Raw genomic sequence first — 22902 nt, forward strand, 5'->3', positions numbered from 1 at the left:
TCGGCCCGTGACCGATCAGTCGTCGCTGCGCATGCGGTCGCTCCGGGCGAGGAACGTCGCAGCGACGATCGTCACGATGCACAGCACCGCCGGCACGATCGTCTTGCCGACGTCGCCCTGCACCGCGCCGATGAACGAGTCGATGCCCTGCACGATGGTCATCGCGACCGCGATGGTGAGCAGGCCCGCGTCGGACCGGAACATCGGTGCCACGAGCGCCATCACGACGAGCGCGACGCTGCGCGAGGTCGCGTACAGCGCGTCGCTGGCCTCGAGCCCGCCGTCGATCACGGCGAGCACCGAATAGGTCACGCTCACCCCTGCGCTGATGACCGTGACCGCGTAACAGATCCAGAAGGCCGCACCACGAGTGGCGGCGCGCGTCGATTCGCTCATGGGTTCAGGGTGATGGGCGCGCGGGCCGTCGTCAAGCGATCAGCCCGCGGGGCGCGGCATCCGATTCGCCTGATGACGTCGGGATGCCGCGTGGCGCGGCGCTCGACCGGTCGCCGCCGCCGGCGCGACGACCGCTGCGTCCGCGGCGGCTTCGGCACGGCGTTCCAGCGCCACGCGGCGCTGCTCGAGTTCGCGAGTCATGCGTTCGTCGTTGGCGGCGGCGAGGTGTGGAAAGGTGAGTTCCGAGATCAACATGTGTCTGCTCCTGTGCGTCTCAGTCGAGACTCCTCGCTAAGGAGGGGGTGAGACATCCGGAGATCGCCCTATTCCTCGCTGCCCCGCCTGAGGTGGCCCGGTCCTCACCGGTCGAGCTGCAGGCGCGACCAGTCCAGCGCGGAGAACGCTCCGAAGACGACGGGCACGCTCGGCACGATGGCGAGACTCGCGATCGGCACCGCCGTGGGGTCGATCGCCCACAGCGCAGGCGCCACGATCGGCACCCAGGCGCCGATGCCGACCACGGCCATGACCTGGGCCAGCACGAGCAGCACCACGGTGGCGGCGATGCCCGGCAGCAGGCCGCGTCCGAGGGTGGCGACCCATGCTGCGGGCACGGCGATGAGCGCGGTGAGCATCACGAGCACGGGAACGCGGAGGAGTTCGACGACCCCCGGAGCGTCGGTGGCGCCGTACCCGAAGGAGAGCCCGAGGATCGCGACCACGACGGCGAGCAGCACCGCCGCCCCTCCGGCCCACACGACATAGACCGCGAGCTTCGCGAGCGCGATGGTCGAGCGACGCACCGGCAGCGCGAAGAGCCCGCCGATCGTGCCGTCGGCGAACTCGCGACCGAACAGCCAGCTGAGCGCCACCCCGAACGCGAGCAGGCCGCCTGCCGAGGTGATCTGCGACACGACGCCCACGAGTCCCGCCCAGCCGCCCAGCCGAGCGAGCGGTCCGAGCTTGGCGAGGAGCTGTTCGTCGCCCGAGTCGGCACCGACCAGCATGCCGAGCGCGAGCAGCGCGACGCCCATCACGAGAATCGCCGTGATCGAGGCCATCACGCGCGACGCTGCGGCCTTCCGCGCTTCGATCGCCACAGCCGTGCCGAAGCCGGCGGTCATGCCACCACCTCGCGTTCACGATCGTCGGCAAGCAGCATCGCGAAGAAGGCCCGCTCGAGATCGACACCGCCGGGGTCGAGCGAACCGATCGTGCGACCGGCGTTGACGACCGTGATGCGGTCGGCGATCCGTGCGACCTCGTCGAGGTGGTGACTCGAGACGAGGATGCCCGCCCCCGCGCCCGCACGGCGGAGGAGCGCTTCGCGAAGCAGGATCACTCCGGCGGGGTCGAGCGCGTTCGTCGGCTCGTCGAGCACGATCAGCGCCGGATCGTGCTGCAGGGCGGCAGCGAGACCGAGCCGCTGGCGATTGCCGAGCGAGAGCCGGCTCGCCCGAACGCTCGAGTAGCGGGCGAGGTCGAACTCGGCGATCGCCCGGTCGACGATCGCGCCGGCGGTGCCGCGCTCGGCGCCGTGCAGCCGGGCGGCGACGATGAGATTCGACCGACCGTCGAGCTCGGCGTAGGCGAGCGGATGCTCCACCAGCTGGCCGACGCGCGACCAGATCGAGGCAGGACCCTCGGCGATGTCGATGCCGTCGACCAGCACCCTTCCCGCCTGCGGGCGGAGCATGCCGAGCAGCAGGCGCATGAGCGTCGTCTTGCCGGCGCCGTTGAGCCCGACGATGGCATGGATCTCTCCCGGCCCGATCGTGAGGTCGATGCCGTGCACCCCGGCGCCGCCGGCGAATCGCCGCATGAGCCCGCGCGTCTCGAGTCGCGGTGCGACCGGAGCGGTGACCGCCGTCATCGCCGCACCTCGATCACATCGAGGGCGTGTTCGATCGCTTCGGCGAGCGAGAGGTCGTCCTGCTCCGCCCACGAGTACAGCCCGGCCACGAGCGCAGCGAGCACGGATGCCGCGGCGACGCGTGCGACCTCGGGTGTCGCGCCGTCGACCACCAACTGCTCGACGATCGCCCGTTCGGTGTTGCCCGTCGACCGCCACATCGCGCCGCGCAGCGATGGCGTCTGTGCGATGATGCGCACCCGTCGCCGGATGATCGGCGTCTCGGGCTCGGGCAATGCCCGCCACGCAGCGCGCACGCCGCCCGCCGCCCGCAGGAACGGTGGATCGGTGCGCGCCCGTCGGGCAATGGCGTCGATGAGCACCGGGTCGTAGGGGTCGTCGAGCAGCAGGTGCTCCTTGGCCTGGAAGTAGCGGAAGAAGGTCATCTCGGTGACCCCGGCGGCGCGGGCGATCTGGGCGACCGTCGTCCGCTCGTAGCCGTGCCGCTCGAACAACTCGAGCCCGGCATCGATGAGCGCCGCGAGCGTGCGCTCCCGCTTCGTGGTGCGCTCGGGGTCGAGGCGCTGCGTGTCGGTCACGGATGAATGTTAGCCACTAACATTCGTATCGGCAAGCGGCTCTCGTTGCTCGCCACGCCGTCAGGCTGTCACGCGCGAGGCGGCGGCAACCGAACTCGTCGGCCGTCTGCGGCATCCGGCGGCGTGAAGAAGGCCGGGCCGCGCATGGGGGATGCGGGACCCGGCCTTCAGCTTGTGACCGCTACACGCGGCGGCGGCGGCCCACGGCCATGAGCAGCAGTGCTGCACCGAGCGCGAGCACGAACGCCCCGCCCAGCATCGCCGGCACGATGCCGTCGATGCCCGTCGAGGCGAGCCCGGCGCCCGGGTGCTGGTCGAGGGTGTTGGTCAGCTCGATCTCGGCGATGGTGCCATCGCCGATCACGATGACGTCGTCACTGAACACTGCGCCGGCCCAGCTGGCGCCGTCGACCGCTGCGGGGGCGAGCTCGGAGAGCGTCACCACCGCACCGAACGGAATCGCCTCGCTCGTGACCGCTTCGCCGCCCGCCGACATCGTGAGGAGCCCGGCACCGCCCGAGAATCCGGTGCCGGCCGGGTACTCGTAGCGCACGGTGAAGGTGGCGTCGCTCGGCAGCATCGAAGCGCCCGAACCGACGACTGCCTTGCGCACCGAGAGGAACCCGTCGTTCAGGTGCAGGGTGTTCACGGCGAGCACCTCGGTCAGCTGGCTGTTGCCGATGACGAAGGTGTTCGATTCGCTGAACTCCACCAGGTCCCAGGTGCCGCCGACGACGGCTTCCGGAGTCAGCTCGCGCACCGTGACGACGGCCTCCGCGGGGATGTCGTCGACCGTCACGATCGTGCCGTCGCCCGGCACCGTGACCTCGGTCGGCTCGAGCGCGTCGAAGCTCGGGCCGGCGGGGTACTCGTAGGTGAACGTGTACTCGCGGTCGGTGCCGACGAGGTGCGAACCGCTGCCCTCCACCCGCTTCTGCAGGCTGAACGCGCCGACGTCGCGCGTGATCGTGTTGGTGAGTACGACGTCGACCGTCGTGCCGTCGCCGATCGTCACGGTGTCGGTCGAGAAGGCGGGCGTCTCGCTCCAGGTCGCGCCGAGCACGGGTTGCGGAGCGAGCTCCGTGAGCTGCAGCACGGCGCCGTAGGGCAGCGGACCGCTCGTGGCCGCCGAACCGTCGGCACTCACGACGAGTTCACCCTCACCGGCCGCGAAGCCGATGCCGGCCTCGTAGCGGTACTGGATCGTGAAGGCGTCGGTGGCCGGCACGAGCTTCGCGCCGGTGCCCTCGAGCGCCTTGCGAGCCGAGAAGTAGCCGGCGTTCAGCGTGAGCTCGTTGTCGAGGTCGATCGTGATGCGGTTGCCCGCGACGACGGTGAACGTCTTCTGGCTGAACACGGGCTCTGCCCACGTGCCGCCTTCGACTCGCTCGAGCACCTCTTCGAGCGTGACGGTTGCGCCCGCCGGCAGGTGCTCGACGACGGCGGGTGCACCGCCGGCGGTCACCTCGACGATGCCGTCGCCGGCCTCGTAGACGCCGCGCTCGGGTTCGGCCGGGTACGACCACTCGACCGTGAACGTCGGGTCGTCGACGAGCCCCGCGGCGTTGCCGTCGAGGCGCTTGACGATCTCGAAGTCGCCGAAGTCGCGTACGAGCGTGTTCGTCACGGTGACGTCGACGTCGGGGCTCGAGGCGTCGACGACGACTCGGGCGGGCTCGATCACCGGCGTCTGCCAGCTCGCGCCGGGCACGGCGGTCGGCGTGCTCTCGGAGAAGTCGACGACCGCCCCGATGGGAAGGTTCGGGATCTCGATGCGCTCGCCGTCGAGCGGAAGCTCGACCGAGCCGCCGCCCTGCGGGATGCCCTTGCCCGCGTCAGCGGCCCAGCGGTAGTTCAGGGTGAAGGTCGCGTCGACGGGGATGCGCATGCCGTCGTCGTTCACCACGGTCTTGTGCGCCGAGAGCGAGCTCTTCTGCAGGGTCGCGCGGTTCTGCAGCCGAATCTGCGTGACGGCGCCGAGGTTGCCCTCGGCCGACGAGAAGGTGAGCTCGAGTCGCTCGCTCTCGGTGCCGTCGGGCAGCACGAAGACCGGCTCGGCCCACGTGACGTTCGACGGTCCGACGGGCGTGATCTCGTCGAGCGTGATGGTGGTGCCCTTGAAGAGCTCATCGCTGAGGAACGACTCGCCGGCGCGCAGCTCGATGATGCGCTCCTCGGTCACTGTTCCATCGAGCGTCGCCGTGTAGTTCACGGTGAACTGCGGGGTGAGCGAGGTGTCGCCCGCGAGCTCCTTGGTGAGCTGGAACTTGCCGAAGTTGCGCCCGACCACGGTGCCCGAGCCCGACACACGGGTCGCGGTGCCGGTCGTCGTGCCGGGCTCGACGCCCTCGATGCTGTACTTCGCCGTGTTCTGGTACGTCTTGGCCTTGCCCTCGTCGAGCACCTTCACGGTCCACACGACCTCGTACATCGAGCCGGTGATGCCCTGCTGACCTTCGGGCGCCCCGGTGCCGAGTCCGCGCACCGAGGTGAAATCGACGCGCAGCCCATCGGCGGAGACGGTCACCTCCGACGCGGGCTTGGCCGCGAAGACCGGGTTCTGCCGGCCGAGCGAGTCGTAGGCGAGCGACCGGGCCTCGTAGACGACGGGGGCACCGACGAGTTCGAAGGCGCCGAGGTCGAGCTGATCCTCGACCACGATGTCGCGGCCCGCGGGGATGCCGTCGGCTCCGCCGGGCACGCCGACCCACCAGGTGATGGTGTCTTCGAGGTTGCGGTACGAACCGCTCTTCCACGCGTCCCAGCCGCCGAACTCGCAGTTCTCGAAGCAGCGGCTCGGGTTCGGGCCGACGGTGACGGTGTCGCTGAGGTCGCCGAACTCGAAGACGCGCTCCTCGGTCTCGAGGTTCTCGAGCCACACGTTCACGCGGAAGGTGAATTCCCCCTGCATGTCGAGCTCGTGCCCGTCGACGTAGGCGGGGTCGACCGTGCAGGTGATGTTCGAGCTCGAGACGACGCACTCGCCGGCGGGCTCGCCGTCCGGATCGATCATGGCGAACCGGTCTTCATGGCCGCTGAGCCCGTCGGGCAGGTCGACGGTCACGCTCACCGGGTTCGCTGCCTCGCCCGGCACGCTCCACTTGACGGTGATCTCCTGCTGGCTGCCGTCGTCGAACTCGTCGTGCACGAAGGCGACGTCGTCGATCGAGATCGGCGTGCCACCCGCCGCATGGGCGGCCGTGCCGATCATGAGCACGTTGGCGGCGACACCGAGCACGAGGCAGATGGCGAACGCCAGCAGCGTCTGCAGGCGTCGAGCACGATCTCGGGCCGACCCGATCGCGATGTTCATCACTGTTGCTTCCCTTCTCAACGGACGTCTCACGTGGGGCGCGGCGCGGCTGCGTCGGCTCCACATCCGGGAGGTCGGGCGCGACGAACAGCGCCTGCGCGCTGGGTTCGCGCAAGCGTGCCGGTGCAGGGCGCACGGGTGGCGCCGATGCTTGGCGTGCGGTGCACGCCGGTCGGGCTGGTCCTCTCGGGTGAGGACGGGTGGCTGTTCATTGCCACCAACCAAGAGATGGCGGATGACGCGATTCATGACGTGTGCGCAGCTGTGAAACTCCTGACTGCGTCTCCACAGCGTCGGATTCGGGTGTGCTGGGCACCCGACATCCGATCGCCCAGCCATCTGTCGGCGGCGTGCAGCAGAGTGGACCCATGACCCTCGACGCACCGCCCGCAGATACTCGCGCAGCCGCACTCGCCGCCCTGCGCGAGCTCGTGGGGCGCAGCGACGCCGAGTTCCACGACGGGCAGTTCGAGGCGATCGAGGCGCTGGTCGAGGGGCGTCGTCGTGCGCTCGTCGTGCAGCGCACGGGGTGGGGCAAGTCGGCGGTGTACTTCGTCGCGACGCTGCTGCTGCGCCGACAGGGCGCGGGGCCGACCGTGCTCGTCTCGCCGCTGCTCGCCCTCATGCGCGACCAGATCGCGGCAGCCGAGCGTGCTGGCGTGCGCGCTGTCGCCATCAACTCCACGAACGCCCACGAGTGGGGCGACGTGCTCGCCCAGCTCGACCGCGACGAGGTCGACGTGCTGCTCGTCTCGCCGGAGCGCCTCAACAATCCCGCGTTCCGCGAGCAGCAGCTGCCCGCGCTCGTGCGGCGCATCGGCATGCTCGTCGTCGACGAGGCGCACTGCATCAGCGACTGGGGCCACGACTTCCGGCCCGACTACCGGCGCCTGCGCGACCTCATCTCGCAGATGCCCGTCGAGGTGCCGGTGCTCGCGACCACGGCGACCGCGAACAGCCGGGTCGTCGCCGACGTCGCGGAGCAGCTCGGCACGGGTGCGTCGGACGATGATGCCGAGGCCGGAGCGGGCCGCACCGGGAGCGCCCCCGAAGTGCTCACCATCCGCGGGCCGCTCGCCCGGGCGTCGTTGCGGCTCGGCGTGCTGCGCCTGCCCGATTCGCCGAGCCGCCTGGCCTGGCTCCTCAGCCACCTCGACGACCTGCCGGGCTCGGGCATCATCTACACGCTGACGGTCGCAGCCGCCAACGACACCGCCCGGCTGCTTCGCGAACGCGGTCACGAGGTGCGCGCCTACACCGGCCAGACCGACACCGACGAGCGCACCGAGTCCGAGGGCATGCTGAAGCGAAACGAGGTGAAGGCGCTCGTCGCGACGAGCGCACTCGGTATGGGCTTCGACAAGCCCGACCTCGGGTTCGTGCTGCATCTGGGGGCCCCGTCGTCACCCGTCGCCTACTACCAGCAGGTCGGTCGCGCCGGCCGAGCGAGCGAGAGCGCCGATGTGCTCTTGCTGCCGGGCACCGAGGATGCCGCGATCTGGCACTACTTCGCCACCGCCTCGATGCCCGATCGAGAGCGGGCAGAACGCGTCATCGGCGCACTCTCCGACGTGCCCGTCTCGACGCCGGCGCTCGAGGCGATGGTCGACATCCGCCGCACCCCGCTCGAGCTGCTGCTGAAGGTGCTCGACGTCGACGGCGCGGTGCGCCGCGTGCAGGGCGGCTGGGTCGCCACCGGGGAGCCGTGGGTCTACGACGCCGAACGCTACGAGCGCATCGCCGCCGAGCGGCTCGCCGAGCAGCAGCACATGATCGACTACGAGCAGTCCGACGGATGCCGCATGGAGTTCCTCCAGCGATCCCTCGACGACGACACGGCGGCACCTTGCGGGCGGTGCGACAACTGCACGGGCATCTGGTATCCACGTGAGATCGCGGCATCCGCCACCGTCACCGCCGCCGAATCGCTCGACCGCGTGGGCGTGCCGATCGAGCCGCGTCGGCAATGGCCGACCGGTGCCGACCGGCTCGGCGTGCCGGTCAAGGGGCGCATCGCGCCGGCCGAACAGTCGAGCGAGGGTCGGGCGCTCGCTCGACTGACCGACCTCGGCTGGGGCGGCACGCTGCGCGAGCTGTTCGCAGCGGGAGCGCCCGATGCAGCGGTCTCACCGCAGGTGCTCGCCGCGTGCGTGCGCGTGCTCGCCGACTGGGGCTGGCCCGACCGACCGGTCGCGGTCGTCGCGATGCCGTCGCGCTCGCGCCCGCAACTCGTGGACTCGCTCGCTCGCGGCCTCGCCGAGGTCGGGCGGCTGCCGTACCTCGGCGCCCTCGAGTTCCGTGGCGGCGGTCCGACCGGTCAGCCGGGCGGCAACAGCGCCTTCCGGCTCGCGGGTCTGTGGGATCGCTTCTCGGCCGACGCCCTCGATGTGCCGGCCGGCGGCGTGCTGCTCGTCGACGACCAGGCCGACAGTCGCTGGACCCTCACGATCGCCGCGCGCGAACTCCGCCGGGCGGGCGCGAGCGCGGTATTGCCCTTCGTGCTGGCGCTGCGCGGCTGACGCAGCGTCGAAGCATCATCACCGGGTGATGTCGCGGGTGACGCCGGTGGTGAAATCCCCCGAGCGGCATCCGGCGCGCACCCGCGTCTTCGTACGCTGGGCGTACGTCGAAGCACGCGCATCGGTGTCGCGAACCCCGTCAGAACGGGCGTTGCGGCAGCGCCGATGCACGTCAGCGAAGAAGGGATGTGCGACAGCCATGTGCACACGAGTCGTATGGTCGGATGCCAACGGATCGGTCATCGTCGGCCGCAACATGGATTTCCACATGGATCTCCTCTCCAACCTCTGGAAGTACCCGCGCGGCATCGAACGTACTGACGGAGTGCACGGCAACCTCCGCTGGCGTTCGAAGTACGGGAGCGTCGTCGCCACGGCGTTCGACCTCATCGCGACGGACGGTATGAACGAAGAGGGCTTCGCCGGACACATCCTGTGGCTCGCCGAGTCGGATTATGGAAAGCCCGACGCGTCGGCGACCCAGCTGAGCCAAGCCGTCTGGCTCCAGTACTACCTCGACAATTTCTCCACCGTCGCGGACGCGGTCGAGTGGACCAACCAGTCGCAGGTCGAGATCGCGCAGTTGTTCGATCCGACCGGGCACTTGGTGCCGACCCTGCATCTGGCGATCAACGACGCGACCGGTGATTCCGCGATCATCGAGTACACCGACGGCAAGCCCAAGGTCTACCACAGCCGCGACTACAAGGTCATGACCAATTCGCCGACCTATGACGAACAACTCGAGCTGGTGGGCGTCTACCAGGGCCTCGGGGGCGACAAGCCGCTCCCCGGGTCGACCCTGGCGAGCGACCGCTTCGCTCGCGCGCTCTTCTATGTGGAACATCAGGTCCAGCCCAAGACGCAGGTCGACGCGATCGCGGCCATGTTCAGCATCATCCGGAACGCGGCGCAGCCGTTCCGCACCCCGGAGCCGGGCAAGCCGGATGCCTCCCAGACGATCTGGCAGGTCGTGCTCGACCTCACGAACAAGCGCTACGTGTTCGAGTCGACGACGCGCCCCGGCATGGTGTGGGTGGACTTCGACGAGCTCAGCTTCAACGAGGGAACGAAGACCCTGAGGCTCGATCTCGTGAGCCGGCTGGCGCTCGAGGGCGGTCTTGCAGGCAACGTGAGCCACAAGTTCACCGACGTCGGAGAACTCACGAGCGACGCGCTCGCGACGGGCGTACGCGCGCTGGAATTCGTCGCCGAGAAGCAGGACGCGTTCGAAGAGATCAAGAAGAGCGTTCAGGCCCTGGTGGGCAAGAAGAAGTAGCTCAGGTCGGCGCCTGCTCCTTCGCGACGAGCGTGAGCACGTCGTACGCGGCCACGAGCTCGTCGTGCTGGTTCTTCAGCACCGCATCCCACCGCACCTCGCCGTACTCGTCGGTCTCGCGCGGCGTGATCTGCTTCGCCGTGAGCTCGACGCGGATCGAGTCGCCGGGCGACACGGGCGTCACGAAGCGCAGGTTCTCGAGTCCCGAGTTCGCGAGCACCGGGCCAGGGGCCGCGTCGACGAAGAGACCGGCGGCCCACGACACGAGCAAGTAGCCGTGCGCGACCCGGCCCGGGAAGAACGGATTCGCCGAGGCCGCCGCCTCGTCCATGTGCGCGTAGAACGTGTCGCCCGTGAAGTGGGCGAACGTCTCGATGTCGTCGAGGGTCACGGTGCGCGAGGCGCTCACGACCTGGTCGCCGATCTTCAGCTCGGCGAGCGACTTGCGGAACGGGTGCGGCTCGCCGGCCTCGGCGAACGGCGTCGAGGCCGCTCCCGCGTGCCAGACCCCGGTCAGCGCCGTGAGCATCTCGGGCGATCCCTGCACGGCCGTGCGCTGCATGTGGTGCAGCACGGCGCGGATGCCGCCGAGTTCCTCGCCGCCGCCGGCGCGGCCGGGTCCGCCGTGCACGAGGTTCGGCAGCGGCGAGCCGTGGCCGGTCGACGAACGCGCGTCGTCGCGATCGAGGAAGAGCACGCGGCCGTTGTACGCCGCGATACCCGCCGCGAGCGCCACGGCGACCCCGGGGTCGTGCGTCGCGACGCTCGTCACGAGCGATCCGCCGCCGCGGGCGACGAGGGCCGCGGCCTCGGCGACGGTGTCGTAACCGAGGATCGACGAGACCGGGCCGAACGCCTCGACCTCGTGCAGCGCGGGGCTCGCGGCATCCGCGAATCGCAGCAGCATGGGCGCGACGAAGGCGCCGTCGGATGCCTCGCCGGTGGCGCCGTCGGCGAGGGTGACCGCCGGGGCATCCATCGAACCGATGACGAGCTCGCCGCCGCCCGCCTCGAGACGCCCGACCTGGCGAAGCACCTCGTCGCGCTGCGCGATCGAGGCGAGCGGGCCCATCGTGACGCCCTCGGCGCGCGGGTCGCCGAGCACGACGCGCTCGGCGATGCGGTCGCGCACCGCGTCGATCACGGCGTCGATGGATGCCGCGGGCACGATCGCCCGTCGGATCGCCGTGCACTTCTGGCCGGCCTTCGTCGTCATCTCGGTGACGAGCTGCTTCACGTAGGCGTCGAACTCGGGGGTGCCGGCGACCGCGTCGGTGCCGAGCACGCTCGCGTTGATGGAGTCGGTCTCGCTCGTGAACCGCACGCCGCCGGTCTGCACCGAGTCGTGCGAGCGCAGCTTCTCGGCGGTCGACGCCGAGCCGGTGAAGCCGACGAGGTCGCCGAGTCGAAGGTGGTCGAAGAGCGTCGGCACGCTGCCGGAGACGAGCTGCAGCGACCCCTCGGGCAAGAGGCCCGACTCGACGAGGATGCGCACGAACGCCTCGGCGAGGTAGCCCGTGGGCGTCGCGGGCTTCACGAGCGTCGGCACGCCGGCGAGGAAGGCCGGGGCGAGCTTCTCGAGCGAGCCCCACACCGGGAAGTTGAAGGCGTTGATCTGCACGGCGACGCCGGGCAGCCGGGTGTAGATATGCCGTCCGAGGAATGAGCCGTCCTTCGAGAGCTGCTCGACCGCGCCGTCGACGTAGACCTTCGAGTTCGGCATCTCGCGACGCCCCTTCGAGGAGTACGTGAACAGCACGCCGATGCCGCCGTCGATGTCGACCCACGAGTCCTGCTTCGTGGCCCCCGTGCGCGCGGAGAGCTCGTAGAGCTCGGCCTTGCGCTCGGTCAGCGCGAGCGCCATCTGCTTGAGCAGCACGGCGCGCTGGTGGAAGGTGAGGGCGCCGAGGGAGGCCTGCCCGACGGTGCGGGCGTACTCGAGTGCGGCGCCGAGGTCGAGCCCCTCGGTCGAGACGCGGGCGACGACCTCGCCGGTCGACGCGTCGCGCACTTCGGTCGTCTCCGGCTCCGGTCCCTGAGCTCGTCGAAGGGCCGGCGCCCACCACTCGCCGTTCACATAGCTCGGCAGGATCGTGTTCATCGGGGATGCCTTTCGTCGAACGGGCGTCGAGACGTCGCAGATGGCGACCATGCAGACGATGAAATCGCCATCTGCGACGTTTCGGGGGTGGAGTGGGCGGGGCGCAGCCGCGTGCAGTTGCGGGGCATCACGGGGCGTCCCAGAGGTAGAAGCCCTCGCCGGTCTTGCGTCCGAGCTTGCCCTCGGCGACCATGCGGCGCAGCAGCGCGGGCGGATCGAAGCGCTCGCCGAGCGTCGACGAGAGGTACTCGGCGATGCCGAGTCGCACGTCGAGTCCGACGATGTCGGTCAGGCGCAGCGGGCCGATCGGATGCTTGTAGCCGAGGCTCATCGCCGCGTCGATGTCTTCTGCCGAGGCGACGCCGTCTTCGAGCATGCGGATCGCCTCGAGTCCGAGCGCGACGCCCAACCGGGAAGACGCGAACCCCGGGGCATCCGCGACGACGATCGGGGTCTTGCCGATCGCGCGCACCCAGCCGCGGGCCTGCTCGACGAGTGGGCCGCCCGTCGCCTCGCCGCGCACGATCTCGACGAGCGTCGACGCCGGCACGGGGTTGAAGAAGTGCAGGCCGAGGAACCGGGCCGGCCGGTCGAGCAGCGCCGCGAGCTGGTCGATCGAGATCGACGAGGTGTTCGACGCGAGAGCCGACCCCGGTGCGAGCACGGACTCGACGCGGGTGAGGGCGTCGATCTTCAGTTCGAGGTCTTCGGGCACGGCCTCGACGACGAGGTCGCAGCGGGCGAAGTCGGCGACATCGGTCGTGGCGGCGAAGCGGGCGGCGATCGCGGCTTCGTCGTCGTCGGCGGTGCCCCGGGCGACGGAGGCCGCGACCGACTCGAGCACCCGTGTCGTAGCCGCCGCGGCGGCAGCGGCGTCGCGCTCGACGACGGTGACCCGCGAACCCGCGAGCAGGAAGGCGTGCGCGATGCCGGCGCCCATGCGCCCGCCGCCCAGCACGCCCACGTCGGCCGGAGCCCCGGTGTCGGTCTCGTTCACTTCTGCCTCCGCTCGAGGAACTCGGTCATGCGCCGCAGCTTCTCGGGGCTCTCGAAGAGCACGGCCTGCTCCTCGAGGTCGACTGCGGGGTGCGCGTCACGCGGCGCACGGAACACGCGCTTCGTCGCGATCGTCGCCGCGCGGTCGTTGCGGCTCACGCTGTCGGCGATCGCGTGCGCGGCCGCGAGCAGCTGGTCAGCCGGGTGCAGCGAACTCACGAGCCCGATCTCGAGCGCCTCGGCCCCGGTGACCGTGCGCCCGGTGAGCAGCAGCTCGATCGCACGGGCGTCGCCGACGATCTCTTTCAGCCGCCAGCTCGCACCGGCCGCGGCGATGATGCCGAGACCCGTCTCGGGGTTGCCGATCTTCAGCGCGGGCGTCGCGATGCGGATGTCGGCCGCATACGCGAGTTCGGCGCCGCCGCCGAGCGCGTACCCGTCGAGGGCGGCGATGACGGGCATCGGCAGCAGCGCGATCCGCACGAAGGCGTTCGCGTTGATGCCCGAGCGCGCGTCATCCGCTCGCCGTTCTCGAAGCTCGGCGATGTCGGCGCCCGAGGCGAAGACGCCGCCGGCGCCCGTGAGAATGAGGGTGCGCGGCACCGCCTCGAGTTCGGCGCACACGAGGTGCAGGGCATCGATCGTCGCCTGGTCGATCGCGTTGCGCTTCTCGGGTCGGTTGAGGGTGGCGATCACCCGGTCGTCGCGCCGCTCGACGAGCAGCGGCGCGTCGGCGGATGCGGCAGACCCTGCGCCGGCGGCGGGCATCAGACGCGCTCCACGATGAGCGCGCTGCCCTGGCCGACGCCGACGCACATCGTGGCGAGTCCGTAGCGCGAACCCTCGCGCTCCATGCGGCCGAGCAGCGTCACGACGAGCCGCGAACCCGACGAGCCGAGCGGATGCCCCAGGGCGATCGCTCCCCCGTCGGCGTTCACGCGCTCGGGGTCGAGCCCCAAGCGGCGCATCGACGCGATCGACTGGGTCGCGAAGGCCTCGTTGAGTTCGATCGAACCGATGTCGTCGAGGTCGATGCCCGAACGCTCGAGCGCCTTCTCGGTCGCGGGCACGGGGCCGAGACCCATGATCTCGGGCGGCAGCCCGGCCGACGAGCCGACCACGACGCGGGCGCGAGGCGTGAGCCCGTAACGCTCGACGGCGGCGGCGCTCGCGACGAGGATCGCCGAGGCGCCGTCGTTCAGCGCACTCGAGTTGCCGGCCGTGACCACCGATCCGCCGTGCACGACGGGGCGCAGCCCGGCGAGCGCCTCGAGCGTCGTCTCGGGGCGGGGCCCCTCGTCGACGAGCACCTCGCCGCGATGCGTCGGCACCCCCACGATCTCGGCCTCGAAGCGGCCCGCGGCGATGGCGGCGGCCGCGCGTTGCTGCGAGCGCAGGGCGAAGGCGTCGGCCTCATCGCGCGTGATGCCGTCGATGCGGGCGACCTCTTCGGCCGTCTCGGGCATCGAGAAGGTCGCCTTGTCACGGGCGACGAGCTTCGGGTTGGGGAAGCGCCAGCCGATCGAGGTGTCGTACGCGGCACCGGGCCTGGCCCACGCCTTCTCGGGTTTGGCCTGCACCCAGGGCGCGCGGGTCATCGACTCGACGCCGCCGGCGATGATGAGATCGGCGTCGCCGGCCTTGATCGCCTGCGCGGCCATCGTGATCGCCGACATGCCCGAGGCGCAGAGCCGGTTGACCGTGATGCCGGGCACCTCGTCGGGCAGGCCCGCGAGCAGCACCGACATGCGGGCGACATTGCGGTTGTCTTCGCCCGCCTGGTTCGCGGCGCCGAGGATGACCTCGTCGATCGCCCCGAGCTCACCGGCCTGGTCGAGGCGGGTGCGTCGCACGAGCTCGCCGACGACGAGGGCGGCGAGATCGTCGGGCCGCACCCCGGCGAGGGCTCCGCCGTAGCGCCCCACCGGCGTGCGCACGCCGCCGACGAGGTAGGCCTCGGTCATGGCGCTGTTCATGGTCACCGTCTCCTGACTGCACTGTCATGGCGGCCGCAATTCCCGACCGAACGTTCAGGAAGTAAGTATGGCAAACCCGCGCCCCGCCCGCCACCCGCCCGCGCCCGCCCGCGCCCGCCCGCGCGGCGGCTGCGACCGCCTGGCAGAGTGCCTCAGCCGGCGAGCACGAGCTCGGCGTAGCGCACCGTCGTGTCGGCGGCCGCGCTGATCGAGTACCCGGTGCCGTCGTGCGAGAAGACCACGGTGCAGTACTTCGCGCCCTCCGTGCAGTCGGTCACCGCGGCATCCTCGGGCGCCATGCCCGCGAGAGCGACCGGCGCGAGCAGTGCTGCGCCGTCGGCCCGCGCCGCGAATGCTGCCACGAGCGCCGCGCCTCCGGGGGCGATCTCGAGGGTCGGCGCTGCGCCGGGGCCTTGGCATCCGACGAAACCGGCGAGGTGACGGGCCGCGTCGTCGAACCAGACCTGTTCGGGCAGCGTCGCGCCGGTCGTACGCCACTCCGCCGGCGCGCCGTCGAGCGTCTCGATTTCAGCTGCCGGCAGCACGGACTCGCAGTCGACCGGTTCGGCGGGGCTCGCCGCACCGAGTCCCGTCGGCCCTGCAGCTTCCACGGCCTCGACTGCGGATGCCGCGACGGCCACCACGCCGTCGAGGACCTGTCCCGGAACCATCCCGGCGAACACCGACCGGTCAGCGTTCCAGCCGTCGGGCGTCAACTCCACCTGGATCCAGGCGTCGCCGATCGGCACCGAGACGCGGCATCCGGGGTCGCCGCAGGTGGCGAGGCCGGGGGCGCCGCCGATGTCGCGCTGGTCGGCGTCTTGGGCGGGCCCGTCGCCCATGAGGTACGGCTGCCAGAGGGGGCCGCCGCCCGGCAGCACTTCGACCCTGAGGTAGCGCCCGTCGGTCGCCCCGTACTCGTCGGGGTTCACCGCGGCTCCCGCACGCCACGAGCAGTCGAGCCCGCCGGCCGCGGCGACGGCCATCTCGCCGAGACCGGCACGCGGCCACCACGCCTCGACGAGTTCGGGCACGACGCCGTCGGCACCGGTGAGCGCCGCGGCCACGAGGTCGGTCGACGCGAGATCGTCGCACGTGAGCGGCCCCGCCGGCGTGGTCTCGACCGGTGCCGGCTCGGCGGCGGGCGTCGTCGCACTCGGCGCCGGTGCCGTGCACCCGCTGAGCAGCAGAACGAGGGCGGCGGCGACACAGCCGTGCAGAAGACGCATGGCGCGAGCTTAGTGACGCCTCGGGAACGGCGCATCAGGGCTGTCCCGGTGGCAGCCGATCAGGGCGATCGCTGCCCGCAGGCGGCGACTCCGCCGGTGGGACGAAACGAGGCCCGCGTCCGTCTGGACGCGGGCCCCGTTTCAGGTGAGCGGATGACTCAGTGCGCGAGTTCCTCGTCGGCCGCAGCCGATTCGATCTCGACGATCTCGACGGTCTCGACGGTCTCGACGGTCTCCTCGACCTCGACGGTCTCCTCGACCTCGACGGTCTCCTCGACCTCGGCGGCCGCATCGAGCGAGTCGACGGCCTGGACGGCCGCCGTGCCGCGCTCGAGCTCGCCCGCGAAGTCGTCGCCGAGACGCATGTCGACGAAGTCGACGTCGATCTCGGCACGGTCGAGCAGCTCGGTCATGCGACGCTGGCGGTTGCGCGGAATGAGCGTGACGACCTGGCCGGCCTTGCCGGCGCGGCCGGTGCGGCCCGAGCGGTGAAGGTAGGTCTTGTACTCGTCGGGCGCGTCGGCCTGGATCACGAGGTCGATGTCATCGACATGGATGCCGCGTGCCGCGACATCCGTCGCCACCAGCACGTTGACCCGGCCGCTCGTGAGCTGCTGCAGGTTGCGCGTGCGACGCGACTGGTTCAGGTCGCCGTGCAGCGCGACGGCACGGATGCCGTAGTCCTCGAGGTGCTCGGTGAGGTCCTCGGCGAACGCACGGGTGCGGCTGAAGACGAGCGTCTTGCCCTCTCGGTTCGCGAGCTCGGCGACGATGTCGCGCTTCTCGTGGTTGCCGATGACGAACACACGGTGCTCGATCGTCGAGGAGGCCTGGTCTTCGCCGGCGACCTCGTGCACGGCCGGGTCGACGAGGAACTCGTCGACGAGCGCCGCGACGCCCTGGTCGAGGGTGGCCGAGAAGAGGAGCTTCTGGCCGCCATCGGCGGTGTGGCGGATGATGCGCTGCACGGGCTCGAGGAAGCCGAGGTCGCACATGTGGTCGGCCTCGTCGATGACGGTGACGACGACCTCGGAGAGGTCGAGGCGGCGCTGCTCGATGAGGTCTTCGATGCGGCCGGGGGTGCCGATCACGATGTCGACGCCGCGCTGGAGCGCGCCGACCTGGCGGCCCTGCGGCACACCGCCGTAGATCTGCGTGGTGAAGAGGCCGACGCTCTGCGCGATGGGCTGCACCGTGCGGTCGATCTGCAGGGCGAGCTCACGCGTCGGCGCGAGGATGAGCGCGCGGGGCTTGCGGCCCATCTGGCGCTTGCCGCCGGCCTTGCCGGACTCGGCCCAGAGCTTCATGAGGCGCTCGACGGTCGGGGCGCCGAAGGCGATGGTCTTGCCCGAGCCGGTCTTGCCGCGGCCGAGCACGTCGCGACCCTCGAGCACGACCGGGATGGTCGCGGCCTGGATCGGGAACGGCGACTCGGCGCCGAGCTGCTTGAGCGCGGCCACGACGTTGCCGCCGAGGCCGAGGTCGGCGAAGCTCACGCCGTCGGCGTCGGTCGCCTGGATGGCCTGGGCCTCGAGGCGCTCGAGCACGACGTCGTCGGCCTTCGCGTGGCGGTCGCCCTGGTCCTTGGCCGGGTAGAAGCTCGAGTCGCGGCGACCCGACTCCTTGAAGCCGGGGCGGTCGACGTCGCGGCGAGGCGCGCGGTCGTCGCGGTCGTAGGAACGCGGTGCGCGATCGGGGCGGTCGAACGAACGGGCAGGGCGATCGTTGCGGTCGTAGGAACGCGCCGGGCGATCGTTGCGGTCGAACGAACGCGCCGGGCGATCGTTGCGGTCGAACGAACGAGGAGCGCGGTCGTCGCGATCGAACGAACGCACCGGACGCACCGGACGCACCGGACGATCTTCGCGGTAGCTCGGACTAGCCGGTCGGTCATTGCGATCGTTGCGGTCATACGAACGCGCAGGGCGATCGTTGCGGTCGTTGCGGTCGTTCGAACGCGCGGGGCGATCGTTGCGGTCGTTCCGGTCGAACGAACGAGGGGCGCGGTCGTCACGGTCGTACGAACGCGCAGGGCGGTCGTTGCGGTCGTTCGAACGCGCGGGGCGATCGTTGCGATCGAACGAACGAGGCGCACGGTCGTCGCGATCGTACGAACGCGCCGGGCGATCGTTGCGGTCGTTGCGATCGAACGAACGCGGAGCGCGCTCATCGCGACCGTCGCGCTCCGAGCGGTGCGGCGCACGGCCGGTGGCGACGCGCTCGTCGCGCGACCAGCGCTCTTTGCGGGGCGCCTCGGTCTCGGCGCGGTAGCCGCGGTGGCCTTCGCTGCGCGAGCCGGGCTTGGACGATCCGGCGCGTGCCGGGCCGCCCTTCGAGCCGCCCTTCGCGTACGAGGGATCGAAGTTCTTGGCGGGTCTGCCGCCTTGGGGCTTCTTGTTCTTGGGCATGGTGACTTCCTGGGTTGTACTCGTGTACATGGCAGCGCCACTGCAGGCGCAGCACACTGAGAACCCGGAGCATCGTCGACCGGGGCCGTTCACATACGGTGACTATCCGAGGCCTGTGCCTCGAAACCGGCCCTTTGGACTCACAAACCCATCCGCGCACAGCGCGGTGTCCAGAACCGACTCGGCTACGATACCGGAATCGGCTGGGAAAGTCCCGCACGCAGCAGGGGCCGGTACGGCTCAGCCCTCGGGGGTCGGTGCCGGCGCGGCTGTGGCACCCGAGAGCACCCACGCCCCGCCGGTGCACTCGTAGAACGTCACGGTCGCGGTGTCGACGAAGACGTCGCCGTCGGTCGTGCAGGTCTCGGGGGTCGGTTCGCTCGTGCCGAGCAGCACCTGGGTGCCGGGTGCGCCCGGGGCACCGGTCTCGCCCTGCGCACCGGTCTTGCCCTTCGCCCCGGTCTCGCCCTGCGCACCCGTCTCGCCCTGCGCACCCGTCGCGCCCGTCAGGTTCTCGGCCGCGGAGGTGCGGATGTTGCCGACGAGCTGCCAGTCGCCGTCGGTGAACAGGTAGACGTCGGACGTGGCGATGTCGATGTAGACGTCGCCGTCGTAGCCCTTGCCGGATTCGGGTACTCCCGAACCCGCCCGAACGGCGGACCCGGCCGGGAGGATCTCCTCGAGCGCCTCCTCGTAGGCGGCCTCGTCGACCGCTTCGGTCGTCGGCGTCGGCGTCGCGACCACCTCGGCGGCGTCGTTCGATCGCGCCACCGTCGCCCCGAGGAACGACGCCACGAACGAGAGGAGCACGACCGCGACGCCGATCCAGATCAGCGTCGCGCGATTCACACCGGCCGGCGCGGCCGACCCTGCCGATACCGCCGGAGATCCTGTCGATTCGCTCGATGCCCCCTGCGGGTTCCGGTCATCACTCATGGCGCACGCCCCTCACGTCTCGCGCTCCGGTCGACCCGTGACGGCACGGTGCGGAGCCGCGTCGCGCCCAGCGTAGCGAGCGGTGCACCCCATTGGGTAGACGTGAGGTAGCATCACTCCACCCCTGAACCCGGAGCCCGGTGTGACCTCGACCCGACGCACAGGCGGCTCCGGCACTCGCGCCCCGCGAGTGGTGTGGGCCGTCGCGGCCGCTGCAGCCGCCATCGCGAGCGTGAGCGCGCTCTCGGGCTTCCATCAGCCGCTGCGCGAGATCGAACCGCGCGGCATCGACGCGGTGAGCGAGGTCGCGGGCACCGAGGTCATCGGCATCCGCACGTTCACGGCGCCGCCACGGGTCGGCGTCGAATCCGACCTCGAGTACGGCACCCGCGAAGACGGCACCCTGCTCACCCTCGACATCTGCACCCCGCCGGGCGCCGAACTCACCGATGCACCGCTTCCGGCCGTGGTCTCGATCCACGGCGGCAGTTGGGCGCGCGGCGACAAGGCGAACGCCGACTGGCGTGCGACCTGCCTGTGGCTCGCGAGCGAGGGGTTCGTCGCGGCATCCGTCAACTACCGGCTCGTGCCCGAGGCGCGGTTCCCCGCCGCGATCGACGACGTCGCGCTCGCGGTCGAGTGGCTGCGCGCACCCGAACAGGCCGAACGATTCGGCATCGACCCCGACCGCATCGGCGCGTTCGGGGGATCGGCCGGTGCCAATCTCGCGGCGCTGCTCGGCACCACGGGCGACGGCCCGCTCCACACGGGTTCACGGGTCGCGGCGGTCGCAGAGCTCTCGGGCCCCGTGGCGCTCGGGGCGGCCGAGCTCCGAGCCGACGCGGCATCCGATTGGCTGCTCGGTATCGTCGGCGACTATCTCGGCTGCGCGCCCGGCGCGAGCGACGAGGCCTGCCCCCAGGCGGCCGAAGCCTCGGCGGGTACGCACGCCGACCCGAGCGATCCGCCGTTCTTCATCGGCCAGGCCGAGGCCGAGGTCGTGCCGCTCGGCCAGTCGCACCGCCTCGCGTCGACGCTCGCGGCCGCCGGCGTCGACGTCGAACTCGCGATCGTTCCCGGTGACGACCATTCGGTCGGCATCCTCGACGCGGCGATGCGCACGCGTGTCGCCGCGTTCCTGCACGCGCACCTGGGCTGAGCCGCAGGCGCGGCGAATGCGATCCAGTACCCGCGTACGGGTGCGAATCGCCCTCGCGAGGGATGCAGCGCGGCGCGCCGCGTGATTGGCTACAGGCAAATGGTGCAGATTCCTCATTCCGAGCAGGGCCGAGCGGATGCCTCGCCGCAGGCCGATGCCGCGACGCCGCGACCCGGAGCGGGCCGACGACCCGCAGCATCGACGCGCCCTGCACCACCCCGCCCGGCCGCGCCCGTCGTGCCGCCCGTGCCGTCGATCCCGGCGGCGCCCGCCCGGCTCGCCCGCATCACGGCCGACGAACGGCAGTTCCGGGCGTGGATGCTCGTGTCGACCGCGCTCGGCGCCGTCATCCTCTTCTCGGTGTCGCTGCCGCTGGCCGCGACGATCTACGACATCGAGCTGCTCGCCGCGGCCGCCACGTGCCTCGCGCTCGCCGTCGCCCTGCCGCTCGCGGTTCGCTGGCCGTGGGTCGCGGCCGGCGTCTCGGCGGCGGGGCTGCTCGCCTTCGCGTTGCTCTCGCTCGGCTCCGATGTGGCGCCGTGGCCGTGGCCGGTCACCTCGATCGTCAGCCAGGGCGTGCTGCTCATCGTGCTGGGTCTCATGTGGGAGTGGCGTCTCGGCCTCATCGCGTGGGGCATGGGCGTCGTCGTGACGCTGCCGTTCGCCTTCGTCGACACGGGCGCGGCGGCGAGCATGATCACGGGTGCCGCCGTCACGGCGCTCGCGTGCGCGATCTCGGTGCTGCTCGCACAGCGCCGGGTGATCGGCGTCGAGCTCTTCCGCGAGCGCGCGCACTCGGCCTCCGAGCAGCAGCGGCGCGTGCTCGTCGAGGAGCGCAACCGCATCGCGCGCGAACTGCACGATGTCGTCGCGCACGGACTGTCGATCATCCACGTGCAGGCGACGAGCGCACCGTATCGGGTCGAGGGGCTGAGCGACGCCGCCAAGACCGAGTTCGCCGAGATCGCGGCGTCGGCCCGTTCGGCGATGACCGAGATGCGGCAACTGCTCGGGGTGCTGCGCAGCGCCGACACCGCGGCCGAGACCGCGCCGCAACCCGGGCTCGCCCAATTGCCCGAGCTCGCGGCATCCGTCGAACGCGCCGGAGTGCCGGTGACGCTCACCGTCCACGCCTCCCTGCCCGACGGCGGGCTCGCCGCGACGGCGACGTACCGCATCGTGCAAGAGGCGCTCAGCAACGTCGTGCGGCACGCGCCCGGCGCGCCCACCTACGTGTCGGTCGAGGTGATCGCCGACGACCTCGTCGTCTGCATCGACAACGAGGCGGCGACGGATGTTCCGGCGCCCGACGCGAAGGGCGGCGGCCACGGTCTCGTCGGCATCGGCGAGCGGGCGGCACTGCTCGGCGGTCGCGCCGAGTTCGGCGAGCGGGCGGACGGGGGCTACCGTGTACTCGCGACCCTTCCACTCGGGTCGGACGGAGGCACGGCGTGACGATCTCGGTGCTCATCGCCGACGACCAGGCGATGGTGCGAGCCGGTTTCGCGGCCGTGCTCGCCGCCCAGGCCGGTATCGAGGTCGTCGGGCAGGCGGCCGACGGCGACCAGGCCGTGGCCATGGCGCACGAACTGCGACCCGACGTCGTCGTCATGGACGTGCGAATGCCGGGTCGCAACGGCCTCGAGGCGACGCGCGCCCTGCAGACCCCGCCGCGCTCGAGCGACTACGTGCCGCGCGTGCTCATGCTGACGACGTTCGACATCGACGACTACGTCTACGAGGCGCTGCGCGCCGGGGCGAGCGGGTTCCTCCTGAAGGACGCGACGCCCGAGGAGCTCGTCGCCGCCGTGCGCATCGTCGCCTCGGGCGACGCCCTGCTCGCGCCGAGCGTGACCCGCCGCCTCATCGAGGACTTCGCACGCTCGGCCCCGCCGCCTCGCATCGACGCCTCGCGGCTGTCGGAGCTCACCGAGCGCGAGCGCGAGGTGCTGACCCTCGTCGGCCGCGGGTTCTCGAACACCGAGATCGCGGCGGCGCTCTTCATCGCCGAGCAGACGGTGAAGACCCACGTCTCGAAGATCCTCTCGAAGCTCGGGCTCCGCGACCGCGTGCACGCCGTCGTGCTGGCGTACGACACCGGGCTCGTGCAACCGGGTTCGTGACCATACGCCCGTACCG

Annotated in this window: 19 protein-coding genes; 5 read left to right on the top strand and 14 right to left on the bottom strand. The window is 71.1% G+C overall.

From position 1 onward, the window contains the following. Positions 1-15: 15 nt before the first annotated feature. From ACWGST_RS08205 to ACWGST_RS08230, 6 genes are all read right to left on the bottom strand, one after another. Positions 16-396, bottom strand: coding sequence for a hypothetical protein (locus ACWGST_RS08205; RefSeq protein ID WP_452046207.1), 381 nt, complete (start codon positions 394-396; stop codon positions 16-18). A gap of 39 nt (positions 397-435) precedes the next feature. Then, entirely contained in the window at positions 436-651 is a 216-nt protein-coding gene (locus ACWGST_RS08210; protein WP_452046174.1) for a hypothetical protein, read from the bottom strand. A gap of 104 nt (positions 652-755) precedes the next feature. Further along, positions 756-1520 (bottom strand): ABC transporter permease, encoded by a 765-nt coding sequence (locus tag ACWGST_RS08215; protein ID WP_452046175.1) that lies wholly within the window; start codon positions 1518-1520, stop codon positions 756-758. Continuing rightward, a complete protein-coding gene (locus tag ACWGST_RS08220) occupies positions 1517-2269 on the bottom strand; it encodes an ABC transporter ATP-binding protein (protein ID WP_452046176.1) in 753 nt (250 codons plus the stop codon). Before ACWGST_RS08220 ends, ACWGST_RS08215 begins: the two co-directional genes overlap by 4 nt. Then, the gene (locus tag ACWGST_RS08225) at positions 2266-2847 is read right to left on the bottom strand and encodes a TetR/AcrR family transcriptional regulator (RefSeq protein WP_452046177.1); all 582 of its coding nucleotides are present in this window, start codon (positions 2845-2847) and stop codon (positions 2266-2268) included. The genes ACWGST_RS08220 and ACWGST_RS08225 overlap by 4 nt, the downstream gene beginning before the upstream one ends. 181 nt (positions 2848-3028) lie before the next feature. Further along, positions 3029-6160, bottom strand: coding sequence for a DUF5979 domain-containing protein (locus ACWGST_RS08230; protein WP_452046178.1), 3132 nt, complete (start codon positions 6158-6160; stop codon positions 3029-3031). Positions 6161-6528: 368 nt separating this feature from the next. Between ACWGST_RS08230 and ACWGST_RS08235 the strand changes: the two genes are divergently transcribed. Beyond that, complete coding sequence (locus ACWGST_RS08235) at positions 6529-8679, top strand: DEAD/DEAH box helicase (protein WP_452046179.1); 2151 nt, start codon at positions 6529-6531, stop codon at positions 8677-8679. A gap of 18 nt (positions 8680-8697) precedes the next feature. Here the strand turns inward: ACWGST_RS08235 and ACWGST_RS08240 are convergent, their stop codons facing one another. Beyond that, complete coding sequence (locus tag ACWGST_RS08240; protein ID WP_452046208.1) at positions 8698-8922, bottom strand: hypothetical protein; 225 nt, start codon at positions 8920-8922, stop codon at positions 8698-8700. A gap of 13 nt (positions 8923-8935) precedes the next feature. Here ACWGST_RS08240 and ACWGST_RS08245 point away from each other — a divergent pair, with 13 nt between their 5' ends. Beyond that, positions 8936-9958, top strand: a complete 1023-nt coding sequence (locus ACWGST_RS08245; RefSeq protein WP_452046205.1) for a linear amide C-N hydrolase — start codon at positions 8936-8938, stop codon at positions 9956-9958. 1 nt (position 9959) lies between these two features. Here the strand turns inward: ACWGST_RS08245 and paaZ are convergent, their stop codons facing one another. The 7 genes from paaZ to ACWGST_RS08280 all read right to left on the bottom strand — a co-directional run bounded on the left by paaZ (position 9960) and on the right by ACWGST_RS08280 (position 19604). Further along, entirely contained in the window at positions 9960-12059 is a 2100-nt protein-coding gene (paaZ, locus tag ACWGST_RS08250) for a phenylacetic acid degradation bifunctional protein PaaZ (RefSeq protein WP_452046180.1), read from the bottom strand. 127 nt (positions 12060-12186) lie between these two features. Then, positions 12187-13056 (bottom strand): 3-hydroxyacyl-CoA dehydrogenase family protein, encoded by an 870-nt coding sequence (locus tag ACWGST_RS08255; RefSeq protein WP_452046181.1) that lies wholly within the window; start codon positions 13054-13056, stop codon positions 12187-12189. Beyond that, positions 13053-13823: an enoyl-CoA hydratase/isomerase family protein gene (locus ACWGST_RS08260; protein ID WP_452046182.1), complete on the bottom strand. Its 771-nt coding sequence runs from the start codon at positions 13821-13823 to the stop codon at positions 13053-13055. Before ACWGST_RS08260 ends, ACWGST_RS08255 begins: the two co-directional genes overlap by 4 nt. Next, positions 13823-15019: an acetyl-CoA C-acyltransferase gene (locus ACWGST_RS08265; protein ID WP_452046206.1), complete on the bottom strand. Its 1197-nt coding sequence runs from the start codon at positions 15017-15019 to the stop codon at positions 13823-13825. The genes ACWGST_RS08260 and ACWGST_RS08265 overlap by 1 nt, the downstream gene beginning before the upstream one ends. 164 nt (positions 15020-15183) lie before the next feature. Continuing rightward, positions 15184-16260: a hypothetical protein gene (locus ACWGST_RS08270; protein WP_452046183.1), complete on the bottom strand. Its 1077-nt coding sequence runs from the start codon at positions 16258-16260 to the stop codon at positions 15184-15186. A 158-nt stretch (positions 16261-16418) separates the two neighbouring features. Further along, positions 16419-18668 (bottom strand): DEAD/DEAH box helicase, encoded by a 2250-nt coding sequence (locus tag ACWGST_RS08275; protein WP_452046184.1) that lies wholly within the window; start codon positions 18666-18668, stop codon positions 16419-16421. A gap of 240 nt (positions 18669-18908) precedes the next feature. Further along, entirely contained in the window at positions 18909-19604 is a 696-nt protein-coding gene (locus tag ACWGST_RS08280; protein ID WP_452046185.1) for a collagen-like triple helix repeat-containing protein, read from the bottom strand. 142 nt (positions 19605-19746) lie between these two features. Here ACWGST_RS08280 and ACWGST_RS08285 point away from each other — a divergent pair, with 142 nt between their 5' ends. The 3 genes from ACWGST_RS08285 to ACWGST_RS08295 all read left to right on the top strand — a co-directional run bounded on the left by ACWGST_RS08285 (position 19747) and on the right by ACWGST_RS08295 (position 22886). Then, positions 19747-20763 carry an alpha/beta hydrolase fold domain-containing protein gene (locus tag ACWGST_RS08285; RefSeq protein ID WP_452046186.1) on the top strand — a complete coding sequence of 339 codons (1017 nt, stop codon included), beginning with the start codon at positions 19747-19749 and terminating at the stop codon, positions 20761-20763. Between the two features lie 102 nt (positions 20764-20865). Next, entirely contained in the window at positions 20866-22218 is a 1353-nt protein-coding gene (locus ACWGST_RS08290) for a sensor histidine kinase (protein WP_452046187.1), read from the top strand. Beyond that, positions 22215-22886: a response regulator gene (locus ACWGST_RS08295; protein WP_452046188.1), complete on the top strand. Its 672-nt coding sequence runs from the start codon at positions 22215-22217 to the stop codon at positions 22884-22886. The genes ACWGST_RS08290 and ACWGST_RS08295 overlap by 4 nt, the downstream gene beginning before the upstream one ends. Positions 22887-22902: the final 16 nt, after the last annotated feature.

Source organism: Agromyces sp. NPDC055520, from assembly GCF_053619715.1.